The organism is Marivibrio sp. (genome assembly GCF_040218065.1).
GTDB lineage: Bacteria > Pseudomonadota > Alphaproteobacteria > UBA8366 > Aestuariispiraceae > Marivibrio.
Window position 1 is genome coordinate 235590 of sequence record NZ_JAVJQE010000015.1, and the last position, 16554, is coordinate 252143.

15 protein-coding genes are annotated in these 16554 nt (G+C 71.3%); 9 read left to right on the top strand and 6 right to left on the bottom strand.

Annotated elements, in window-relative coordinates; genetic code table 11:
• Positions 1-77: 77 nt before the first annotated feature.
• From RIB45_RS16960 to RIB45_RS16980, 5 genes are read right to left on the bottom strand one after another with little or no spacing between them, the layout of a single operon-like run.
• Positions 78-725, bottom strand: a complete 648-nt coding sequence (locus RIB45_RS16960; protein WP_350051719.1) for a nitrile hydratase subunit alpha — start codon at positions 723-725, stop codon at positions 78-80.
• Entirely contained in the window at positions 722-1012 is a 291-nt protein-coding gene (locus RIB45_RS16965) for an SH3-like domain-containing protein (protein WP_350051720.1), read from the bottom strand. The genes RIB45_RS16960 and RIB45_RS16965 overlap by 4 nt, the downstream gene beginning before the upstream one ends.
• Positions 1009-1413: a hypothetical protein gene (locus RIB45_RS16970; RefSeq protein ID WP_350051721.1), complete on the bottom strand. Its 405-nt coding sequence runs from the start codon at positions 1411-1413 to the stop codon at positions 1009-1011. The genes RIB45_RS16965 and RIB45_RS16970 overlap by 4 nt, the downstream gene beginning before the upstream one ends.
• Positions 1414-1465: 52 nt before the next feature.
• Entirely contained in the window at positions 1466-2758 is a 1293-nt protein-coding gene (locus RIB45_RS16975; protein ID WP_350051723.1) for a DUF2336 domain-containing protein, read from the bottom strand.
• Positions 2755-4506, bottom strand: a complete 1752-nt coding sequence (locus tag RIB45_RS16980; RefSeq protein ID WP_350051724.1) for a sensor domain-containing diguanylate cyclase — start codon at positions 4504-4506, stop codon at positions 2755-2757. Before RIB45_RS16980 ends, RIB45_RS16975 begins: the two co-directional genes overlap by 4 nt.
• Before the next feature lie 370 nt (positions 4507-4876).
• Between RIB45_RS16980 and RIB45_RS16985 the strand changes: the two genes are divergently transcribed.
• The 7 genes from RIB45_RS16985 to purH all read left to right on the top strand — a co-directional run bounded on the left by RIB45_RS16985 (position 4877) and on the right by purH (position 12565).
• Positions 4877-5689, top strand: coding sequence for a pyrimidine 5'-nucleotidase (locus RIB45_RS16985; protein ID WP_350051725.1), 813 nt, complete (start codon positions 4877-4879; stop codon positions 5687-5689).
• 101 nt (positions 5690-5790) lie between these two features.
• The gene (locus RIB45_RS16990; RefSeq protein WP_350051726.1) at positions 5791-6474 is read left to right on the top strand and encodes a winged helix-turn-helix transcriptional regulator; all 684 of its coding nucleotides are present in this window, start codon (positions 5791-5793) and stop codon (positions 6472-6474) included.
• Positions 6471-6986 carry a transcription termination/antitermination protein NusG gene (nusG, locus tag RIB45_RS16995; RefSeq protein WP_350051728.1) on the top strand — a complete coding sequence of 172 codons (516 nt, stop codon included), beginning with the start codon at positions 6471-6473 and terminating at the stop codon, positions 6984-6986. The genes RIB45_RS16990 and nusG overlap by 4 nt, the downstream gene beginning before the upstream one ends.
• The gene (locus RIB45_RS17000) at positions 6973-7995 is read left to right on the top strand and encodes an MraY family glycosyltransferase (RefSeq protein ID WP_350051729.1); all 1023 of its coding nucleotides are present in this window, start codon (positions 6973-6975) and stop codon (positions 7993-7995) included. The genes nusG and RIB45_RS17000 overlap by 14 nt, the downstream gene beginning before the upstream one ends.
• Complete coding sequence (locus RIB45_RS17005) at positions 7977-8933, top strand: NAD-dependent epimerase/dehydratase family protein (protein ID WP_350051730.1); 957 nt, start codon at positions 7977-7979, stop codon at positions 8931-8933. The genes RIB45_RS17000 and RIB45_RS17005 overlap by 19 nt, the downstream gene beginning before the upstream one ends.
• 71 nt (positions 8934-9004) lie before the next feature.
• Positions 9005-10957 (top strand): polysaccharide biosynthesis protein, encoded by a 1953-nt coding sequence (locus RIB45_RS17010; RefSeq protein WP_350051732.1) that lies wholly within the window; start codon positions 9005-9007, stop codon positions 10955-10957.
• 51 nt (positions 10958-11008) lie between these two features.
• The gene (gene purH / locus RIB45_RS17015) at positions 11009-12565 is read left to right on the top strand and encodes a bifunctional phosphoribosylaminoimidazolecarboxamide formyltransferase/IMP cyclohydrolase (RefSeq protein WP_350051734.1); all 1557 of its coding nucleotides are present in this window, start codon (positions 11009-11011) and stop codon (positions 12563-12565) included.
• A 26-nt stretch (positions 12566-12591) separates the two neighbouring features.
• Here the strand turns inward: purH and RIB45_RS17020 are convergent, their stop codons facing one another.
• Positions 12592-15384, bottom strand: coding sequence for a hypothetical protein (locus RIB45_RS17020; protein ID WP_350051736.1), 2793 nt, complete (start codon positions 15382-15384; stop codon positions 12592-12594).
• Between the two features lie 186 nt (positions 15385-15570).
• On the opposite strand from RIB45_RS17020, the gene RIB45_RS17025 reads away from it, so the two are divergent.
• Positions 15571-15792 carry a hypothetical protein gene (locus RIB45_RS17025; protein ID WP_350051737.1) on the top strand — a complete coding sequence of 74 codons (222 nt, stop codon included), beginning with the start codon at positions 15571-15573 and terminating at the stop codon, positions 15790-15792.
• A gap of 52 nt (positions 15793-15844) precedes the next feature.
• On the top strand, positions 15845-16546 hold the full coding sequence (locus RIB45_RS17030) for an SAM hydrolase/SAM-dependent halogenase family protein (RefSeq protein WP_350051739.1): 702 nt from the start codon (positions 15845-15847) through the stop codon (positions 16544-16546).
• Positions 16547-16554 lie beyond the last annotated feature (8 nt).

Consider the following 16554-nt stretch of genomic DNA (forward strand, 5'->3'; position numbering starts at 1 on the left):
CGTCGCCGCGCGCCGCGCCGGCAGCGGGACGCGGCGGCCCAGATCCCCGGCTCAGACTTGCGGCTCAGACTTGCGGCTCAGACCCGCGGCTCCGTCACGCCGACGAGGCAGTCGCGGGTGACGATCTCGGCCAGGTCTTCCTCCGACCAGCCGTCGGTTCCGGTCGGGCGGCGCGGCAGCACCATGTAGCGCATGTCGGCCGTCGAATCGTGGACGCGCACCTCGCGGCCCTCCTCGACGATCGTGCCGAACTCGGCCAGCACGGCGCGCGGGTTCCGTACGACGCGGCTGCGGTAATTGCGCGACTTGTACCAGTCGGGCGACTTGCCGAGCAGAAAGACCGGGTAGCAGGAGCACAGCGTGCAGACGACGACGTTATGCAGGGCGTCCGTATTCTCCATCACCAGGATCGGCGCAGGGCCGGTGTCGATCCCAAGTTCCGCGGCGGCCGGCTTGCTGTCGGCGATCAGACGGCGCTTGAAGGCCGGATCGACCCAGGCGCGCGCGACCAGCGTGCCGCCCAGCGCGGGCGTGCGGCTGGCCATGGCGTCGATCGTCGCGCGCAGATCGTCGGCCGTGAAGACGCCTTTCTCCACCAGCAATTCGGCGATCGCCTCCGCCATCGCGGGATAGTAGCCGAGCGGCGCGTCCTCCAGATCCGGTTGGTTGGGATGGGGTCCGTGCTCCTCTGAGCCGTGATCATGCGGCCCGTCATGCGGACTCATGAGGCGTCCTCCAGCCAATGCTCGTAGATCTCGATCTCGACCGTATCCTCCGCCGGTCCGGCGTAGTCCGGCCACAGCTCGCGCTGGCGGAACCGCACGCGGTAGAGGGCGCGCACGTCGTCGGTCCCGCGGCCGTAGGCCAGCTTCTCCGGATTGGGAAAGCGGCCGCACAACCGCTCCACCCGTCCCACACGGCCGCGGCAATAGTGCGGCGTGCGGATGTGGCCCGGCGGAAAGCGCTCGACGACGCGCACCCGCGCGCCGGGCGGATAGGCGGGCGCGCTCACAGGTTTCCGCCCCCGCCGGCCCCCTCGCGCCGCGGCGGCGCGGCGGCGTGGCGGGCCTGGACGGCCTCGATCTTCGCGCCCAGCGCCTCGGCCTCCAGCACGCCCTTCTCCATCAGGATGTTGGCGATCGAGCCGATCCAGCGCTCGTAGTAGCTGAGCTCGTCATAGACGCCCGGCCCCATCTCCTCGATCCCGCGGCGCAATTCGTCGATGCGCATGACGGGTCCGCGCTTGGGGTCCGCCAGCAGCCGCAGGATCGCATCCGTCTTGTGCTCCCAGGGCGCAAGCGCGTGCTGGCTGCGATCGACCGGGCCGGCGTCAAGCCCGCCCATGTCGTGATGGCGCCGCCCGGCGTCGATCGCGCCGCGCAGGTCGCTCGGATCTGAAGGCGAGGTGCTCATGGGCGAAAGCCTAGCAGCGCCGCCGGGTCGCGGGAAGGGTCTCCCGACGCCGTCAGCGCTTCGGCCGCTCCTGAAAGAATTCGATCTGCCACTCCATGTCGTCCGGCGTCATCGGCCAGCGGTCACCGTCCATCCGGATCATCGCGTCCGGCGACAGGCCGGCCAGCTGGCTTTGCAGCTGCTTGGCCAGATGCGGGCGCAGGCCGGCCTTCCAGGTGACCGCCACGATCGCCTTGCCCGCGCGGCGGGCGACGATTTCGCCCACCACGTCGCTGGGCAGCTTCGCGAGCTGGGCGATCGCGACCACGACGAAGCGCCGCTCCCCTTTGCCCAGCGCCTTTTCGATCGCCTTGGAGTCCAGTTTGCCGGCCTTCGCGAGCCGCGCGACCTGATCGCCCACGTCGTCCTTCTCGGCCCAATCGGGATCGGAGAGCGCCTTGCTCTCCTTTTCGATCCGGGTCTCCACCGCCTCCGTCACCGCGACCAGCGTGTCGTCGTCGAGATCGATGCGCCGCTGCAACCGGTCGAGCAGATGCATCGCGACGAAGCTGGCGATCCGTCGCGCGGCCTTCGGCGTCAGCTTCGGACGGACGACCAGCGGCTCGTGCCAGCTCTCGACCCCCGGCGCCTGTTCGAGGATGACGTCCAGGGTCTCCTCGCGGATCTGGGCCGACGGATTGGCCAGCAAGGAGGCGATCGCCGACTCGTCGCCGCTGTCGACGATCGCCGCCGACAGCGAAGCGGCCACGCCCGAGCGCCGGGAGATCGCGGCGAGCGCGCCCTGGATCGGCCCGCTGCGAATGATGGAGAGCAGGTCCTCGTCGCTCAGCACGGGCGAGAACTGCAACACCGGCTCGGAGACCGAGAGCTCCTTGTCGTTGGCGAGCATCAGGATCACGTTGGCGGGCGCATGCGCCACGTCCTTGAGCGCGTCGGCCAGGATGCGGCGGACCTGGACCAGCTGATCTTCGGCCAGCACCTCCAGCGCCTGCACCGTCAAGCGGTAGAGGGTGGAGCGCTGATCCTCCTCCAGATCCGGCGTGAGGCGCGCGACCTTGGCCGCGAGATCGGTTCGGATCGACGCCTCGTCGTCCTTCGTCAGGACCAGATCGGCCTGGCGCGGGGTGCGCTCGTTCCGCGCGACGGCGCGGCGCACCTCAGGCTCGGCGTCCTCGGCGAGGAAATACAGGATTTCAGGCCGCGCGTCCGGATGCCGGGCGAGCGCCGCGCGCACGCTCGGATCCTCGTTGCGCGCCAGCTCGCGCGTCTGCTCGTAGCTCAAGCGCTCCGGCAAGACGTGCGGCGCCGGACGGTTCGCCGGCATGGTCGAGTCCTGCGCGCTCACCCTTCGTCCTCCGCCGCGCTCGCGCCCTGGTCGGCGAACCGCACGCCGCCCTTGCCGGCGCGTTTGGCGCCGTACATGGCGGCGTCGGCCGCCGCCAGCAGATCCCCGACGTCCGGCTGTTCGATCGGCTGCCCGGCGCCGTCGCGACCCGCCTCCAGCATGGCGATTCCGACCGACGCGCCCAGCGGATCGGCGCCGGCGGCGGGCGGCTCGGCCAGATCGGCGATCTCGCGCTGCATTTCGCGGGCGCGCCGTTCGGCGATGGCGCGGTCGGCGCCCTCCAGCCAAACCGCGAACTCGTCCCCGCCGAGCCGCGCGGTCAGGTCGTAGCCGCGCGTCGCCCCGCGCAGCCGCTCGCCCAGCTGGCGCAGCAGTCGGTCGCCGGCCTCGTGACCGAGCGTGTCGTTGATCGGCTTGAAGTTGTCCAGGTCGATATAGAGCAGCGCGCCGCTTTCCCCGCGCCGGCTGCAGCGCTGCAGGCTGCGGCGCATGTCCTCGAAGAAGGCCCGCCTATTCATCAGCCCGGTCAGCTCGTCCGTGCGGGAGAGCCTTTCGAGCTGCAGCTGATCCAGAATCTGGCGGAACGCGATGCCGAAATGCCGCTCGACCGCCTCCAAGAGGCGGCGGTCGTCCTCGCTCCACGGGCCGGCGTCGGCGTCGCGCCACAGCGTGATCGCGCCGACCATCTCGCCGCCGTGGCGGGCGGCGACGCCCAGCCAGCGCCGATCCTCGGTGGAGCCTTCCGCCAGCCCCGCCTCGCGAAGCAGACGGCGGCTGACGGCGTCGATCGCGGCCGCGTCCGGCGGGACCCCGAAATGGGCCTCCAGCATCTGGCCTTCCCCTTCGAGGATGGTGAGCGCGCAGGCCCCCACCGACGCCGCGCGGGCGAGCGCGGCGGCGGCCGCATGAAGCATGTCGGCCGGCTCGACCTCGCCGCGCAGCGCGTCTAGGATGTACTGCACCAACTGCTCGCGGGTCTTCAGCTGGGCCAGCTCGGTCTGCTGGCGGCGTTCCTGGGTGACGTCGATGGCGATGCCGCGCGCGCCGGTGCGTCGGCCGTCCGCCGCGCGCACCGGGGCGGCCGAAACCAACAGACAGCGGCTCTCTGCGTCGGCCGCGCGCATCCAAAGCTCCACATTGCGCGCCGGCTCTGCGGCGGCGAAGGGAAGCGGCGTCGGGGCGCTGTCCGGATCGACCAGCAGATCGCTTGGATCGCGGCCGATCAACGTTTCCGCCGGGTAGCCGAGCGCGCCCTGCGCCGATACGAAGGTGAGCGCGCCGCTTTCGTCCGTCTCCCAGGCGAAATCGGCGGCCAGATCGACCAGATCCTTGAAGCGCGTGCGGGATTCAGCGAGCGCCGTGCGGATGCTGGCGTCCAGCGTGGCGTCGCGGCCGAGCATCAAGAGCGTGCCGTCGGCCTGGGGCAGGACGGTCGCCTCAAGCCGTGCGCGCCCGCCCGGCATCGGCACCTCGCGCGCCATGCCCTTGCCGGCGATTCGGGCCTTGACCGCCAGCTGCACCAGCTGCGGCATCATGGTGACGCCGCCGTCGCCGCCCAGCTGATCCGCTAGGCGCTCGCCGGCGGTGTTCAGACCATGCCCGACGGCGGCGCGATCGAACAGCACGGCCGGGCCCGGATGGTGCGCGAACAGACGACGCATCAGCGCCAGCGCCTCATCGAAGGCGCCGCTCGCCGCGTCGTCCCGGTCGTCGTCTCCGCCTCCGGCGGTCTGCTTGACCTTTGTCATCGCCGCTCACGCAGTTTTCCCGGGCGCCCGCGTTCCAGGCGCCGCGAGGCGATCGAACGCGTCGTCCGTCTCCCCGCGTCAGACGTCACTATCGGCTACGGGCCTTACCAACTGGTAAACGCGCCGGCGACGCTTGCGCCGCCCGGTCGCTGACAATAGCGTGAATCTCCCCGCAGCGCGAGAGCGCGCCGGCGCCCGTCGCCGCGCGCACCATACGGCGCGACTCAGGCGGCGCGGCTCAGGCGGCGCGACTCAGGCGGCGCGACTCAGGCGCCGCGCATCAGGCGACGCACATCTGGCGCCGCGAATCAGGCGAAGCGCTGCGGGCGAGCCCCGTCGCTTCGCCCTCGAAACGACAGGCCGACGGCTCATGACCACTCCGAAGACCCCCGCCTCCGACCCTGCGCCCGGCTCCGGCGCGGGGTCCGACCTCAATCACCCGCGACTGTTGGCGCAGGCGCAGACCTGGATCTTCGATCTCGACAACACCCTCTACCCGGCGCGCTGCAATCTGTTCGATCAGGTCGACCAGCGCATGGGACGCTTCATCGCCGAGGCGCTGTCGGTCGATCACGACGAGGCGCGTGTGATCCAGAAACGCTATTTTCGGGACTACGGCACGACTCTGAGCGGCCTGATGGCGCGGCATGACGTCGATCCGCACGATTTTCTGGCCTATGTGCACGACATCGACTATTCGCCGATCGAGCCCGATCTGCGGCTCGCCGACGCGCTCGACCGGCTGCCCGGGCGCAAGGTGATCTTCACCAACGGCACGGTCGCGCACGCGCAGTCGGTGATCGATCGGCTGGGCGTCGAGCGTCACTTCGCCGAGATCTTCGACATCCACGCCGCCGACTACACGCCCAAGCCGAAGCCCGCCCCCTACCGCACGATGGTGGAGCGCTTCGCGGTCGCGCCGGAGACCGCCGTCATGGTCGAGGACATCGCCCAGAATCTCGAGACGCCGCACGCCATGGGCATGCGCACCGTGTGGGTGCGCACCGAACACGCCTGGTCCAAGCCGGGCGTCGGCGTCGCGGACGCGGATGCGGCCGACGAGGGCGCCCCGGCCCCCTACATCCATCATGTGACCGAGGATCTCACGACCTTCCTGCACGAGGTTCTGGCGTCGGACGACGCCGACCCGAGCGACCCGACCGACGCGCCCGCGCGCCCCTGAGACGCCCTCGCAAGGGTTGACGTTCATTTTGTGAACGGACTATGTTCGCGCCGTGAACAGCAGGGCTGGACCGGGAGTTCGGCCGGCGAGGGGGCTTCGGCGTGGACGATCGCGGCAAGATGGACGAGACGGTTGATTCGGAGACCGCGATTACGCTCGGTCTGCTCAATGCGGTCGAGCGCGGCGAGCCGCTGACGCAGCGCACGCTCGCCAACGAGCTCGGCATCGCGCTCGGTCTGGCCAACTCCTATCTCAAGCGGTGCGTGCGCAAGGGGCTGATCAAGGTCAACCAGATCCCGCCGAACCGCTACGCGTACTACCTGACGCCGCACGGCTTCGCCGAGAAGGCGCGGCTGACGGGGGAATATCTCTCCGGCTCCTTCACCTTTTACCGGCGCGCGCGCGCGCAATGCGCGGAGACGATGGCGCAGGCCCAGGCCCGCGGCTATCGCACGATCGCCCTGGCCGGCCTCAGCGAACTGGCCGAAATCGCCATCCTGTGCCAGAGCGACGCGAAGGTGAGCGTCGTCGGCATCGTCGAGCCGAGCGTGCGCCCGCGCCATTTCGCCGGCGTCCAGGTGGCGCCCGACGCCGCCGGCCTGCCGAAGCACGACGCCTTGCTGGTGACCGACATTAAACGCGCCCAGCAGGTCTATGACCGGCTTGTCGCGCGCTACGGGGCGGAGCGGGTCTTCGCGCCCGCCTTGCTGCACGTCAATCCGAACCCGCGCCCGGCCGCCTCGCCGGCGCCGCTCCCGTCGGGCCGGGAGGCGCGTTCGGAATGAGACGCTGGTACGTCGTCCAAGCGAAGCCGGGTCAGGAGCGGACGGCCGAGGCCAATCTGCTGCGCCAGGGCTATCGCGCCTACCTGCCGCGGCTGAAAAGCCGCCGTAAGGCTGGCGGGGGACGCTGGATCACCGTCCCCGTTCCGTTGTTCCCCGGCTATCTGTTCGTCGAGCTGGACGTCACCCGCCAGGCCTGGCGTTCGATCAACGGCACTATCGGGGCGATCGGGCTGGTTTCCTTCGGGCCGCGCCCCTCCCCGCTGCCCGACGGCGTGATCGAGGGCGTCCGCGCCCGCGAAGGCGCCGACGGGCTGGTCGAACTGGATGCGGGCGACGCCGCGGCGCGCTACAAGCCCGGCGATCGGGTGGCGATCGCCGACGGACCGCTGGCCGAAGCGGACGGGCTGTTCCAGGCCGCCGACGGTCGTAAACGGGTCGTCGTGCTGATGCGCCTTCTGGGGCGCGAGGTCCCGGTTCGGGTGCGCGGAGACCAGATCCGTGCCGCTTCCTGAGGTCGCCGCCTCCGGCGTCGTCTTGGCTCAGGCGGGGCTCGCCGCCCTCGCCGCGGCGCTCGGCAGCGCGGCGCTGACCGGCGTCGTGCGGACGATCCTGCTGCGTCGCCAGGTGATCGATCATCCGAACGCGCGCTCCAGCCATACGGCGCCGACCCCGCGCGGGGGCGGAATCGCGGTGGTCGGATCGGCGCTCGCGGTTCTGTCGGCGATGACGGCGGCCGCGGCCTTCGGCCCGGCCCCGCCCGCCCTGCCCGCGGTTTGGCTGGCGGCGGCGTTGATGCTCGCGGCGATCTCTTTTCGCGATGATGTGCGCCCGCTGCCGGCTGCGGTGCGATTGGGCGCGCAGGCGATCGCGGTGCTGGCGGCCTTGCCGGCGATCGCGGCCGCCGGCCCGGCGTTCCAAGGCCTGCTCCCCGCTTGGCTGGATCTGAGCCTGGCGGCGCTTGTTTGGATCGGTTTCGTCAATTTCTTCAATTTCATGGACGGCATCGACGGGATCGCCGGGGTGGAGACGGCGGCGATCGGCCTCGGGCTGGCGGCGATCGGCGCGCTCTCGGGCGCGTGGGTGTGGCTCGGCCCCGGGGCGGCGCTGGGCGCCGCCGGCGCGGCCTTCCTGCTGTGGAACTGGCGACCTGCGAAAATCTTCCTGGGCGACGTCGGCAGCGTGCCGCTGGGCTTTCTGCTCGGCGGTCTATTGTTGACGCTGGCCGGCGCCGGCTTCTGGGCCTCGGCCGTGATCCTGCCGCTCTATTACCTGGCGGACGCCGGGATCACGCTGTTGCGCCGCCTGCTCAAGGGCGAGCGGGTGTGGGAAGCGCATCGCAGCCATTTCTACCAGCGCGCCGCGGCCGCCCGGGGCGACCATGCGGCCGTGGCGCGCGCGGTCGCCCTCGCGAACGCCGGCCTGGTCGCGGCCGCTCTGGCTGCGACGCTGCACCCTTGGCCGGCGCTTGGCGCCGCGGCCGGGATCGTGGGACTGTTGCTGGTATGGATGACGCGCGCCTGACCGGGGGCGGGGGTCCCCGCCCCGAGCCCAATCACGACGGCGCCGGCCGCCCGGTCGGCGACGGGCCTGTCGTGGTGACCGGCGCGACCGGCTTCGTGGGCCGCTTCACCGTCGCCGCGCTCGAGGCGGCCGGCTATCGGGTGCGTCCGGTCGGCCGGGCGGAGGTCGGCGAGATCCATCGCGGCACCGACTGGTCGCAGGTCCTCGACGGGGCCAAGGCGGTGGTGCATCTGGCGGCCCGCGTTCACGTCATGGACGATCGCAGCCCCGATCCGGCGGCGGCCTTTCGCGAGGTCAATCTGTACGGCGCCGCGGCCCTGGCGACCCAGGCGCGCGCGGCGGGCGTACGCCGGCTCGTGCTGATGAGCAGCATCAAGGTGATGGGCGATCGCGGCTGGAAGCTCGATCCCTACGCCGAGCCGATGCCGGAGGACCCCTACGCGGTCAGCAAGATCGAAGCGGAGTTGGCGCTGCGCGATCTCAAAGGACCCGACATGGACGCGGTCGTGCTGCGGCCCCCGCTGGTGTACGGGCCGGGGGTGACGGGGAACTTCGCCCGTCTGATGCGTCTGGTCGCGCGCGGAACGCCGCTGCCGCTGGCCTCGATCGACAATGAACGCAGCCTGATCTACGTCGAAAATCTCGCCGACGCCGTGCGCCACGCGCTGACGTGCCGTCCGGACACCTTCCACCCCAAGGACGCGGAAGATCTTTCGACGCCGGAGCTCATTCGCCGGCTGGCGCGGGCCATGGGGCGGCCGGCGCGGCTGTTCCCGGCCCCGATTTGGACGCTGAAGGCGGCCGGAATCTTGACGCGTCGCTATCCCGAGGTGGAGCGTCTGACCCAGAGTCTGAGCGTCGACGGCGAAATGGACGGCTGGCGGCCGCCGATTTCGACCGACGAGGGGTTGGCGCGCACGGTCGCGGGGCGCGGATAGCCCCGCCTTCCGGGCCGCGCGCTGCGGGGCGCGCGCTTGCACGCGGCCCCGCCCGGGATTAAACAGCAGCCATGACGCAGCTTCTCCGAGTGCGCCGGGCGCGGGTGGCGTTCCTGCACGACGTCGCGATGGCGGCGGCGTCGTTTCCGCTCGCGCTTTATCTGCGCCTCGGCGACGCGACGCCCTATTTCACCCGCGACTATCTCTGGGAGGGAACGGCGCTGTTCGCGTTGTGCGCGGCGCTCGCCTTCTCGACGGTGCCGATGTATCGCGGCATCTGGCGCTACGCCTCGCTCAACGATCTCGTGGCGATCACGAAGGCGGTGACGCTGGCGGTTCTGCTGTTCGTGCCGCTGCTTTTTCTGCTGACGCGGCTTGAGATGGTGCCGCGTTCGGCCCCGATCATCCAATGGTTCCTGCTGATCGCGATGCTGGGGGGGCCGCGCTTCCTTTACCGCATCATGAAGGACCGCCATCTCGGCAACGTCCTCTCCCGTCAGGGCGTTCGGCGCGTGCCTGTGCTGCTGATCGGCGCGGCCGACGAGGCGGAGCTTTTCATTCGCGAACAGCAGCGCGATCCCGGCGCGCCCTACAAGCCCGTCGGCATCATCGACGAGAAGGGCGGACGCGTCGGGCGCGAGATGCACGGCGTCCCGGTCATGGGGTCGATCGACGATCTCGACGCGATCCTCGAGCGCTGGCGCGGCAAGGACGGCCGGCCTGAGCGCCTGGTGCTGACGCGCGAGCGGTTGGACGGCGCGGCCGTGCGCCGGGTGCTGGAAATCGGCGAGACGCACGGGTTGACGCTGGCGCGGCTGCCCAAGCTCTCGGAGCTGAAGGCCGGGGGTTTCTCGGGCGGCGCGCTCTCGGTGCGGCCGATTGCGGTGGAGGATCTGCTGGGGCGCCCGCAGATCCCGTTGGACCGCGCGGCGATGAAGGGGCTGATCGAAGGCCGCCGGGTTCTGGTCACCGGGGCCGGCGGGACCATCGGCTCGGAGTTGGTCCGCCAGATCCTGGACTTCAGGCCGTCGGAGATCGCGCTGCTCGACGCGTCCGAATACCAGCTCTACCTGATCGACTTGGAGGCGGCCGAGCGCGCGCCGGATCTGCCCCGCCACGTCGTCCTGGGCGACGTGCGCGATCGCGGGCGGATCGAGGACGTCATGACGCGTCTGGCGCCTGAGCTCGTGTTCCACGCCGCCGCGCTCAAGCACGTGCCGATGGTGGAGGCGAACCCGCTGGAGGGGATCCTCACCAACACGCTCGGCAGCCGCATCGTCGCGGACGCCTGCCGCAAGGCGGGCGTCGCCTGCATGGTGCAGATCTCGACCGACAAAGTGGTCAACCCGACCAACGTGATGGGCGCGACCAAACGGTTGGCCGAGGCCTATATCCAGGCCCTCGACCCTGTGAGCCGCGGCGAAGGCGCCACCCGCTTCGTCGTCGTGCGCTTCGGCAACGTGCTGGGGTCGACCGGCTCGGTCGTGCCGCTGTTCCAACGCCAGCTCGCCGCGGGCGGACCGCTGACCGTCACCCATCCCGACGTGACCCGCTATTTCATGACGGTGCGCGAGGCGGTCGAGCTCGTGCTCCAGGCTTCCGTCGTCGGCGTGGAGGACCAGGACGCCGCCGGTCGGATCTTCGTCCTCGACATGGGCGAGCCCGTGAAGGTCCTCGATCTCGCGCGACAGATGATCCATCTCGCCGGGCTGCAGCCTGACCGCGACGTGCGGATCGAGTTCACCGGCCTGCGCCCGGGCGAAAAGCTGTTCGAAGAACTGCTGCACGACGAGGAATCGCAGCTGCCGACCCGCGCGCCCGGCATGACGCTGGCCGCGCCGCGCGCCGGCGACGCGCTCGAACTCGGCGCGGCGCTCGACGCGCTGGAGGCTGCGGCCCGAGGCCGCGCGCGCGCCGACGCGCTCGCCCGGCTCGCGGCGCTGGTGCCCGAGTTCACGCCCGATCCGGAAACGCTCAAGGCCGCGCGCGCCGACGCCGCGCCGAATTCCGACGCGGCCGAGTAGGCCGGCCGCGTCCCGTCACCCACCGTCTCGACGTTGACAGAAGGATCCTCCATGGCTGAAACGCCGATCGCCCGCGCCCTGATCTCGGTCTCCGACAAGACCGGCCTCGTCGAGTTCGCTCAGGGGCTGGCCCGCCACAAGGTGCGTCTCCTGTCGACGGGCGGCTCCGCCAAGGCGTTGAAGGAGGCCGGCCTGGCGGTGACCGAGGTGTCCGACCATACCGGCTTCCCGGAGATCATGGACGGGCGGGTGAAGACGCTGCACCCTGCGATCCACGGCGGCATCCTCGCCAAGCGCGACGACAACAAGCACCGCGTCGCGATGGAAAGCCACGACATCGCCCCGATCGACATGGTGGTTGTCAATCTCTACCCCTTCGTCGAGACGATGCTCTCCGGCAAGGGCTATGACGAGTGCATCGAGAACATCGACATCGGCGGTCCGGCCATGATCCGCGCCGCGGCGAAGAACCACGCCCACGTGACCGTCATCACCGATCCGGCGGAATACCAGTCGGTGCTGGAGGATATGGACGCCAACGCCGGGGCCTGTTCGGAACAGCTGCGCCGATTCCTGGCGCGCGAGGCCTACGCCCGCACGGCCGCCTACGACAGCGCGATCAGCGACTGGCTGGCCCAGCAGCAGGGCGAGGATTGGCCGAAGCGGATCACGGTCGCCTCGCGCCGCAAGTCGGTGTTGCGCTACGGCGAGAACCCGCACCAGAAGGCCGCGATCTATTACCGCGCCGGAGACCGCCGTCCGGGCGTCGCGCGGGCCGAGCAGCTCCAGGGGAAGGAGCTCAGCTTCAACAATCTGAACGACGCCGACGCCGCCTTCGAACTGGCCTCCGAGTTCACGGAGCCGAGCGTCGTGATCGTCAAGCACGCCAATCCCTGCGGCGTCGCCAGCGCGCCCAAGCTGGTCGACGCCTGGGGCCCGGCGCTGGCCTGCGATCCGGTCTCGGCCTTCGGCGGCATCGTCGCGGTCAACCGGCCGCTCGACGCGCAGACCGCCGAAAAGCTGACCGAACTGTTCCTCGAGGTCGTCGTCGCGCCGGAGGTGACGGACGAGGCCAAGCAGGTCCTGAGCGCGAAGGCGAACCTGCGCGTGTTGGCGACCGGCGCCATGCCGAACCCGGCGGACGAGGGGACGATCGTGCGCTCGATCTCCGGCGGGTTGCTGATTCAAAGCCGGGACAACGGCGTGCTGACGGAGCAGGACCTCAAGGTCGTCACCAAGCGCCAGCCGACCGACAAGGAACTCGCCGACCTGATGTTCGCCTGGCGGGTCGCCAAGCACGTCAAGTCGAACGCCATCGTCTACGCCCGCGACCAGGCGACCGTCGGCGTCGGCGCGGGGCAGATGAGCCGCGTCGACAGCGCCAAGATCGCCGCCGCCAAGGCCGGCGACAATCAGGGGACGGACCGATGCGTCGTCGCCTCCGACGCCTTCTTCCCCTTCGCCGACGGCCTGATGGCCGCGGTCGGCGCGGGCGCGACGGCCGCCATCCAACCCGGCGGCTCGATGCGCGACGAGGAGGTGATCCAAGCCGCCGACGAGGCCGGCGTCGCCATGGTCTTCACCGGCATGCGCCATTTCCGGCATTGAGGGCGGACGCCGACCGCGCCGCCGCCTCACGCGGCGTCCGGATAGTCCGGAAGCTGCGCGAAATCGACGCCCGCTTTTTCTAAAGCCGCATAAAGCGCCGCGACGTCCGCATCCGCCGGCGCCAGCCGCCGCGCGTCCTTGATGATCATCAGGCACGCGCCGACCGCGAAGTCCGACCCCTCGCGCTGGGACGCCGCCAGCCGCCGGCCGGCCGCCTGCGCCGCCGCGGCGCCGGCCGCCGCGGTCGCGTCCTCGCCCTGCGTCCGGCGATGGTGATGCGCCGCCACCCGCTGCGCCGCGACAGACGCGTGGATCTCCGCGCTTTGCGGAAAGGCCGTCTCCAGCGCCGCGCTCCGCCGCGCCATGGCCTCGACCCGCGGCCGGTCCCCGGCGGCGCCGGCGTGGTGGGTGACGTTGACGGCGGCCTTGGCCTCCTCCAACGCGATGTCGGCGCTGTCTGGGAAGGCGCGTCGCAGGCGGTCCAGGCGGTCCAGCATGGCGTCGACCCGCGGCCGGTCGCCGGCGGCGCCGGCGTGGTGGGTGACGTTGACGGCGGCCTTGGCCTCCCTCAGCGCGATGTCGGCGCTGTCGGGGAAGGCGCGTCGCAGGCGGTCCAGGCGGTCCAGCATGGCGTCGACCCGCGGCCAGTCGCCGGCGCGGCCGGCGTCGCTGGTGACGTTGAAGGCGGCCGCGGCCTCCTCCAGCGCGATGTCGGCGCTGTCGGGAAAGGCGCGTCGCAGGCGGTCCAGGCGGTCCAGCATGGCCTCGACCCGCGGCCAGTCGCCGGCGGCGCCGGCGGCGCTGGTGACGTTGAAGGCGGCCTCGGCTTCCGTCAGCGCGATGTCGGCGGCCTGCGGGGACGCCGCCTGTAACGCGGCGAGGCGCGCCATGACGGCGTCGATCGCGGACCAGTCGGCGCCTTTAGCCAGGGCGGCCGCCAGATCCACCGCGGCCCGCGCGAAGAAGAACGTGGTCGCCGCGCCCCCCGCGGGGGACGGCGCCAGATGATCCAAAGCCGCAAGGCGCTGCGGCAGATCGCGTCGGCAGCGCAGCAGGAACACGGCCGTTCGATCGCCGCCGAGGGCGAAGGCGAGGTCGATCAGCGCCTGGGCGGCCGGGGCGCGGCCCCCCGCCTTGAGGCGCTGCAGCGTATCGAGGACGAAATATTCGCCGAGCAGATCCGGCTCCAACGCCGGAAAGGCCGTCGCGTCCGCGCCGGCCATGACGTTGTAGAGACCGTCATCCAGCGGGACCGGGGCTCCGAACGCCTCCTGCGGCAGTCGCGCCGCCGCCCAGAGGTCCGCGTCGGCCTTGGCGAGGTCGGCGTGCGGCAGGCCGAGGCAGGCGGTGGCGAGGGCCAACAACGCCTCATGCGCCGGCAGGGTGTGCGGGTGCTTGCCTTTGGCGGCCGGCGCCCAGCGCTTCTCCCGCTCGCGCTCGATCAGATAGGCGAGGATGTCCTCCTGCGCGCCGAACCGCGCCGCGGCCTCATCGAAGGAAAGCCCCTCCTCGACCATGGCTTTGCCCACGACCTCCGCCGCCGCGGCGGCGAACAGGGCGCGGGGGATCGGAATGCCGCCGTCGTCGTGCGGCGTCCGGCGCGGATCGACGCGGTGCGCCGCCACAACAAGCGCACGCGGGTCGTCTGGCGGCGGCGCTCCCAAAGCGTCGAGCCGCTCCTGCATCAGGGCGACGATCGCCGCGTGCGCCAGCGGCGGCAGCGCCAGCCCCTGTTCCTTCGGCCGCGGCGACCCCTCGACGGCGAAGGCGGTTTCGATAAGGGAGGCGCGGCTTGCGTCCGCGGGCAGCATGGCCTTGAACCATTCGCCGTCGGCCGCGCGCTCCAGCAGCAGCAGGCGCACCGGAAAATCGAAGTCCCGCGCGCGGCGCGTCAGATCGATGAGCAAGCGGTTCAAGCGCCCGGCCGCCAGCGCCGGATAGTCGATGATCAAAAGCGTCGGCCGCGACGGCCGCCACCGATCGGCGCGGAACCGCGCCAGATCGTCTAGCGTCAGCGGCCCGGCGGCCCAACCCCCGTCTCGAGCCTGCTGCGTCAGCGCGACGGCGAGGCGCGTCTTGCCTTCCCCCGCCTCGCCGGTCATCAGGAGCCAGCGGAAGCCGTCCGTCCCGATCGCCGCCGCCGGCCGGCCGAGGAAGGCGTGCAACAGCGCGAGCACATCCTCGCGGCCGTGCAGGTCAAAGATCCCGGCGGTGTAGGTGATGCGGTCGACCGGACTGTCCGACGCGGCGGCGTTCTCCTGCATCACCCATGCGAGCGCCGGCTCCTCGCGCGCGTCCAACGCCTGCTTTAGGTCGTCGCGCACGCCGTGGCGCATTTCGTCCAGCAGAGCCCGCAGGCCCTCTTCGTCGACCAAATCGTCGAGCCGCTCGTTCAGATAGAGCGCTTGCAGGACGGAAAGATCCGCGTCCTCGCCCGCGCCCGCCAGGGCCTCCGCCGACAGGCCGGCGCGCAGGGCCGCGCGCGCCTCGCCCCGGCTGCGCGCCTGTTCGGCCAGGCCCAGCAGCTTGTCGCGCAGCGATCTGAGGGCCGGGAACTTTTGGGCGAAGGCGGCCAGCCGCGCGGTCGCCCGGCCGCCGAGGAAGCCGGCGGCGCCGAAAACCGCCTTTTTCAAGCAAAAGAAGACGATGTGATGAAGGGGCGCCGGCGCGCCCGCGTCCTTGATCGCGGCCAAGAGGGTCGCGCGCGCGTCCGCATCGTCGAACAGCGCCGCGACGGCCTCGTTCGCCGCCAAATCGGCCAGCGCGTCCCAGCCCTGGGCCGCGCCCGCGCCCGCGCCCGGCGTCGCCCCGTCGTCCATGTCTGCGCCCCGTCGCCGCTCGCCTTCAGCGTGTTTCACTTTAGGAAAACGCGGCGGCGGCGGCAACCACGGGGCGGGCGACGCGTCAAAAGCGCACTTTGTGCACATAAGGGCTATACAGGGCGCACAGTGTGCGCCATGCTTTCATCGATTCGTCATGAAACGTCGCACCGAAGGGACGAACCGATGGAGACGGCTCAACTGCTGACGATGATCGTGCTGGTGGGCTTCACCTCGCCGGTGGACGGCGAGTTCGCGCCGATCAGCTACAATTTCTACCAGGCGACCGAGGCCCAGTGTCTGAAGGAGCAGGACGCCCATCGCACCGGCTCGAAGCGCGTCTTGTGTCTGCGGCCCGGCGAAGGCGACCGGCGCACGATTCCGGACCTGTTGAAGGAGATCGGCTGAGCGGCGCCCCGGCGGTGGACGCCGGGAGGCCCGACGCGCCATAGTGCGCGTCATGGCGATGCTGTGCTTCTTCACGGATTTCGGCGCGACCGGCCCTTATGTCGGTCAACTGCACGCGGCCGCGGAGGCCGTCGCGCCCGGCCTCGCGCGCGTCGATCTGCAGCATGACGCGCCCGCCTTCCGGCCGAAGCCGGCGGCCTACCTGCTCGCGGCGCTGGCCCCCGCTCTGCCGCGCGACGCCGCGCTGTGCGCCGTCGTCGACCCCGGCGTCGGGACCGGGCGGCGCGCGCTGATGCTGGAGGCGGACGGGCGCAAGCTGGTCGGCCCCGACAACGGGCTGCTGGCGATCGTCGCCAAGCGGGCGACCCGGACCGCCTGGCGGGAGATCGTCTGGGTCCCGCCGCGTCTCAGCGCCAGTTTCCACGGCCGCGATCTCTTCGCGCCCGCCGCGGCGCGCTGGGCGGCGGGCGATCCGCTGGAGAGCCGCCCGCTCGACGGCCCCGCGCCTGTCGGCCTCGACTGGCCGGACGATCTGGCGGAGATCGTCTATGTCGACGCCTACGGCAACTGCATGACCGGGCTGCGCGCCGAGCGCGCGCACCTCGACTTCGCGCGCCGGCGGACCTTCGCGGAGGCGGGCGCGGGCGAGCTCTTCTGGTACGAGAATTCGGCGGGTTTGGCCGAAATCGCGGTCAATCAGGGGTCCGCCGCCGAAGCGCTCGGGCTCGGCGTCGGCGCGCCGGTGGACGGCTAGAGGCGACC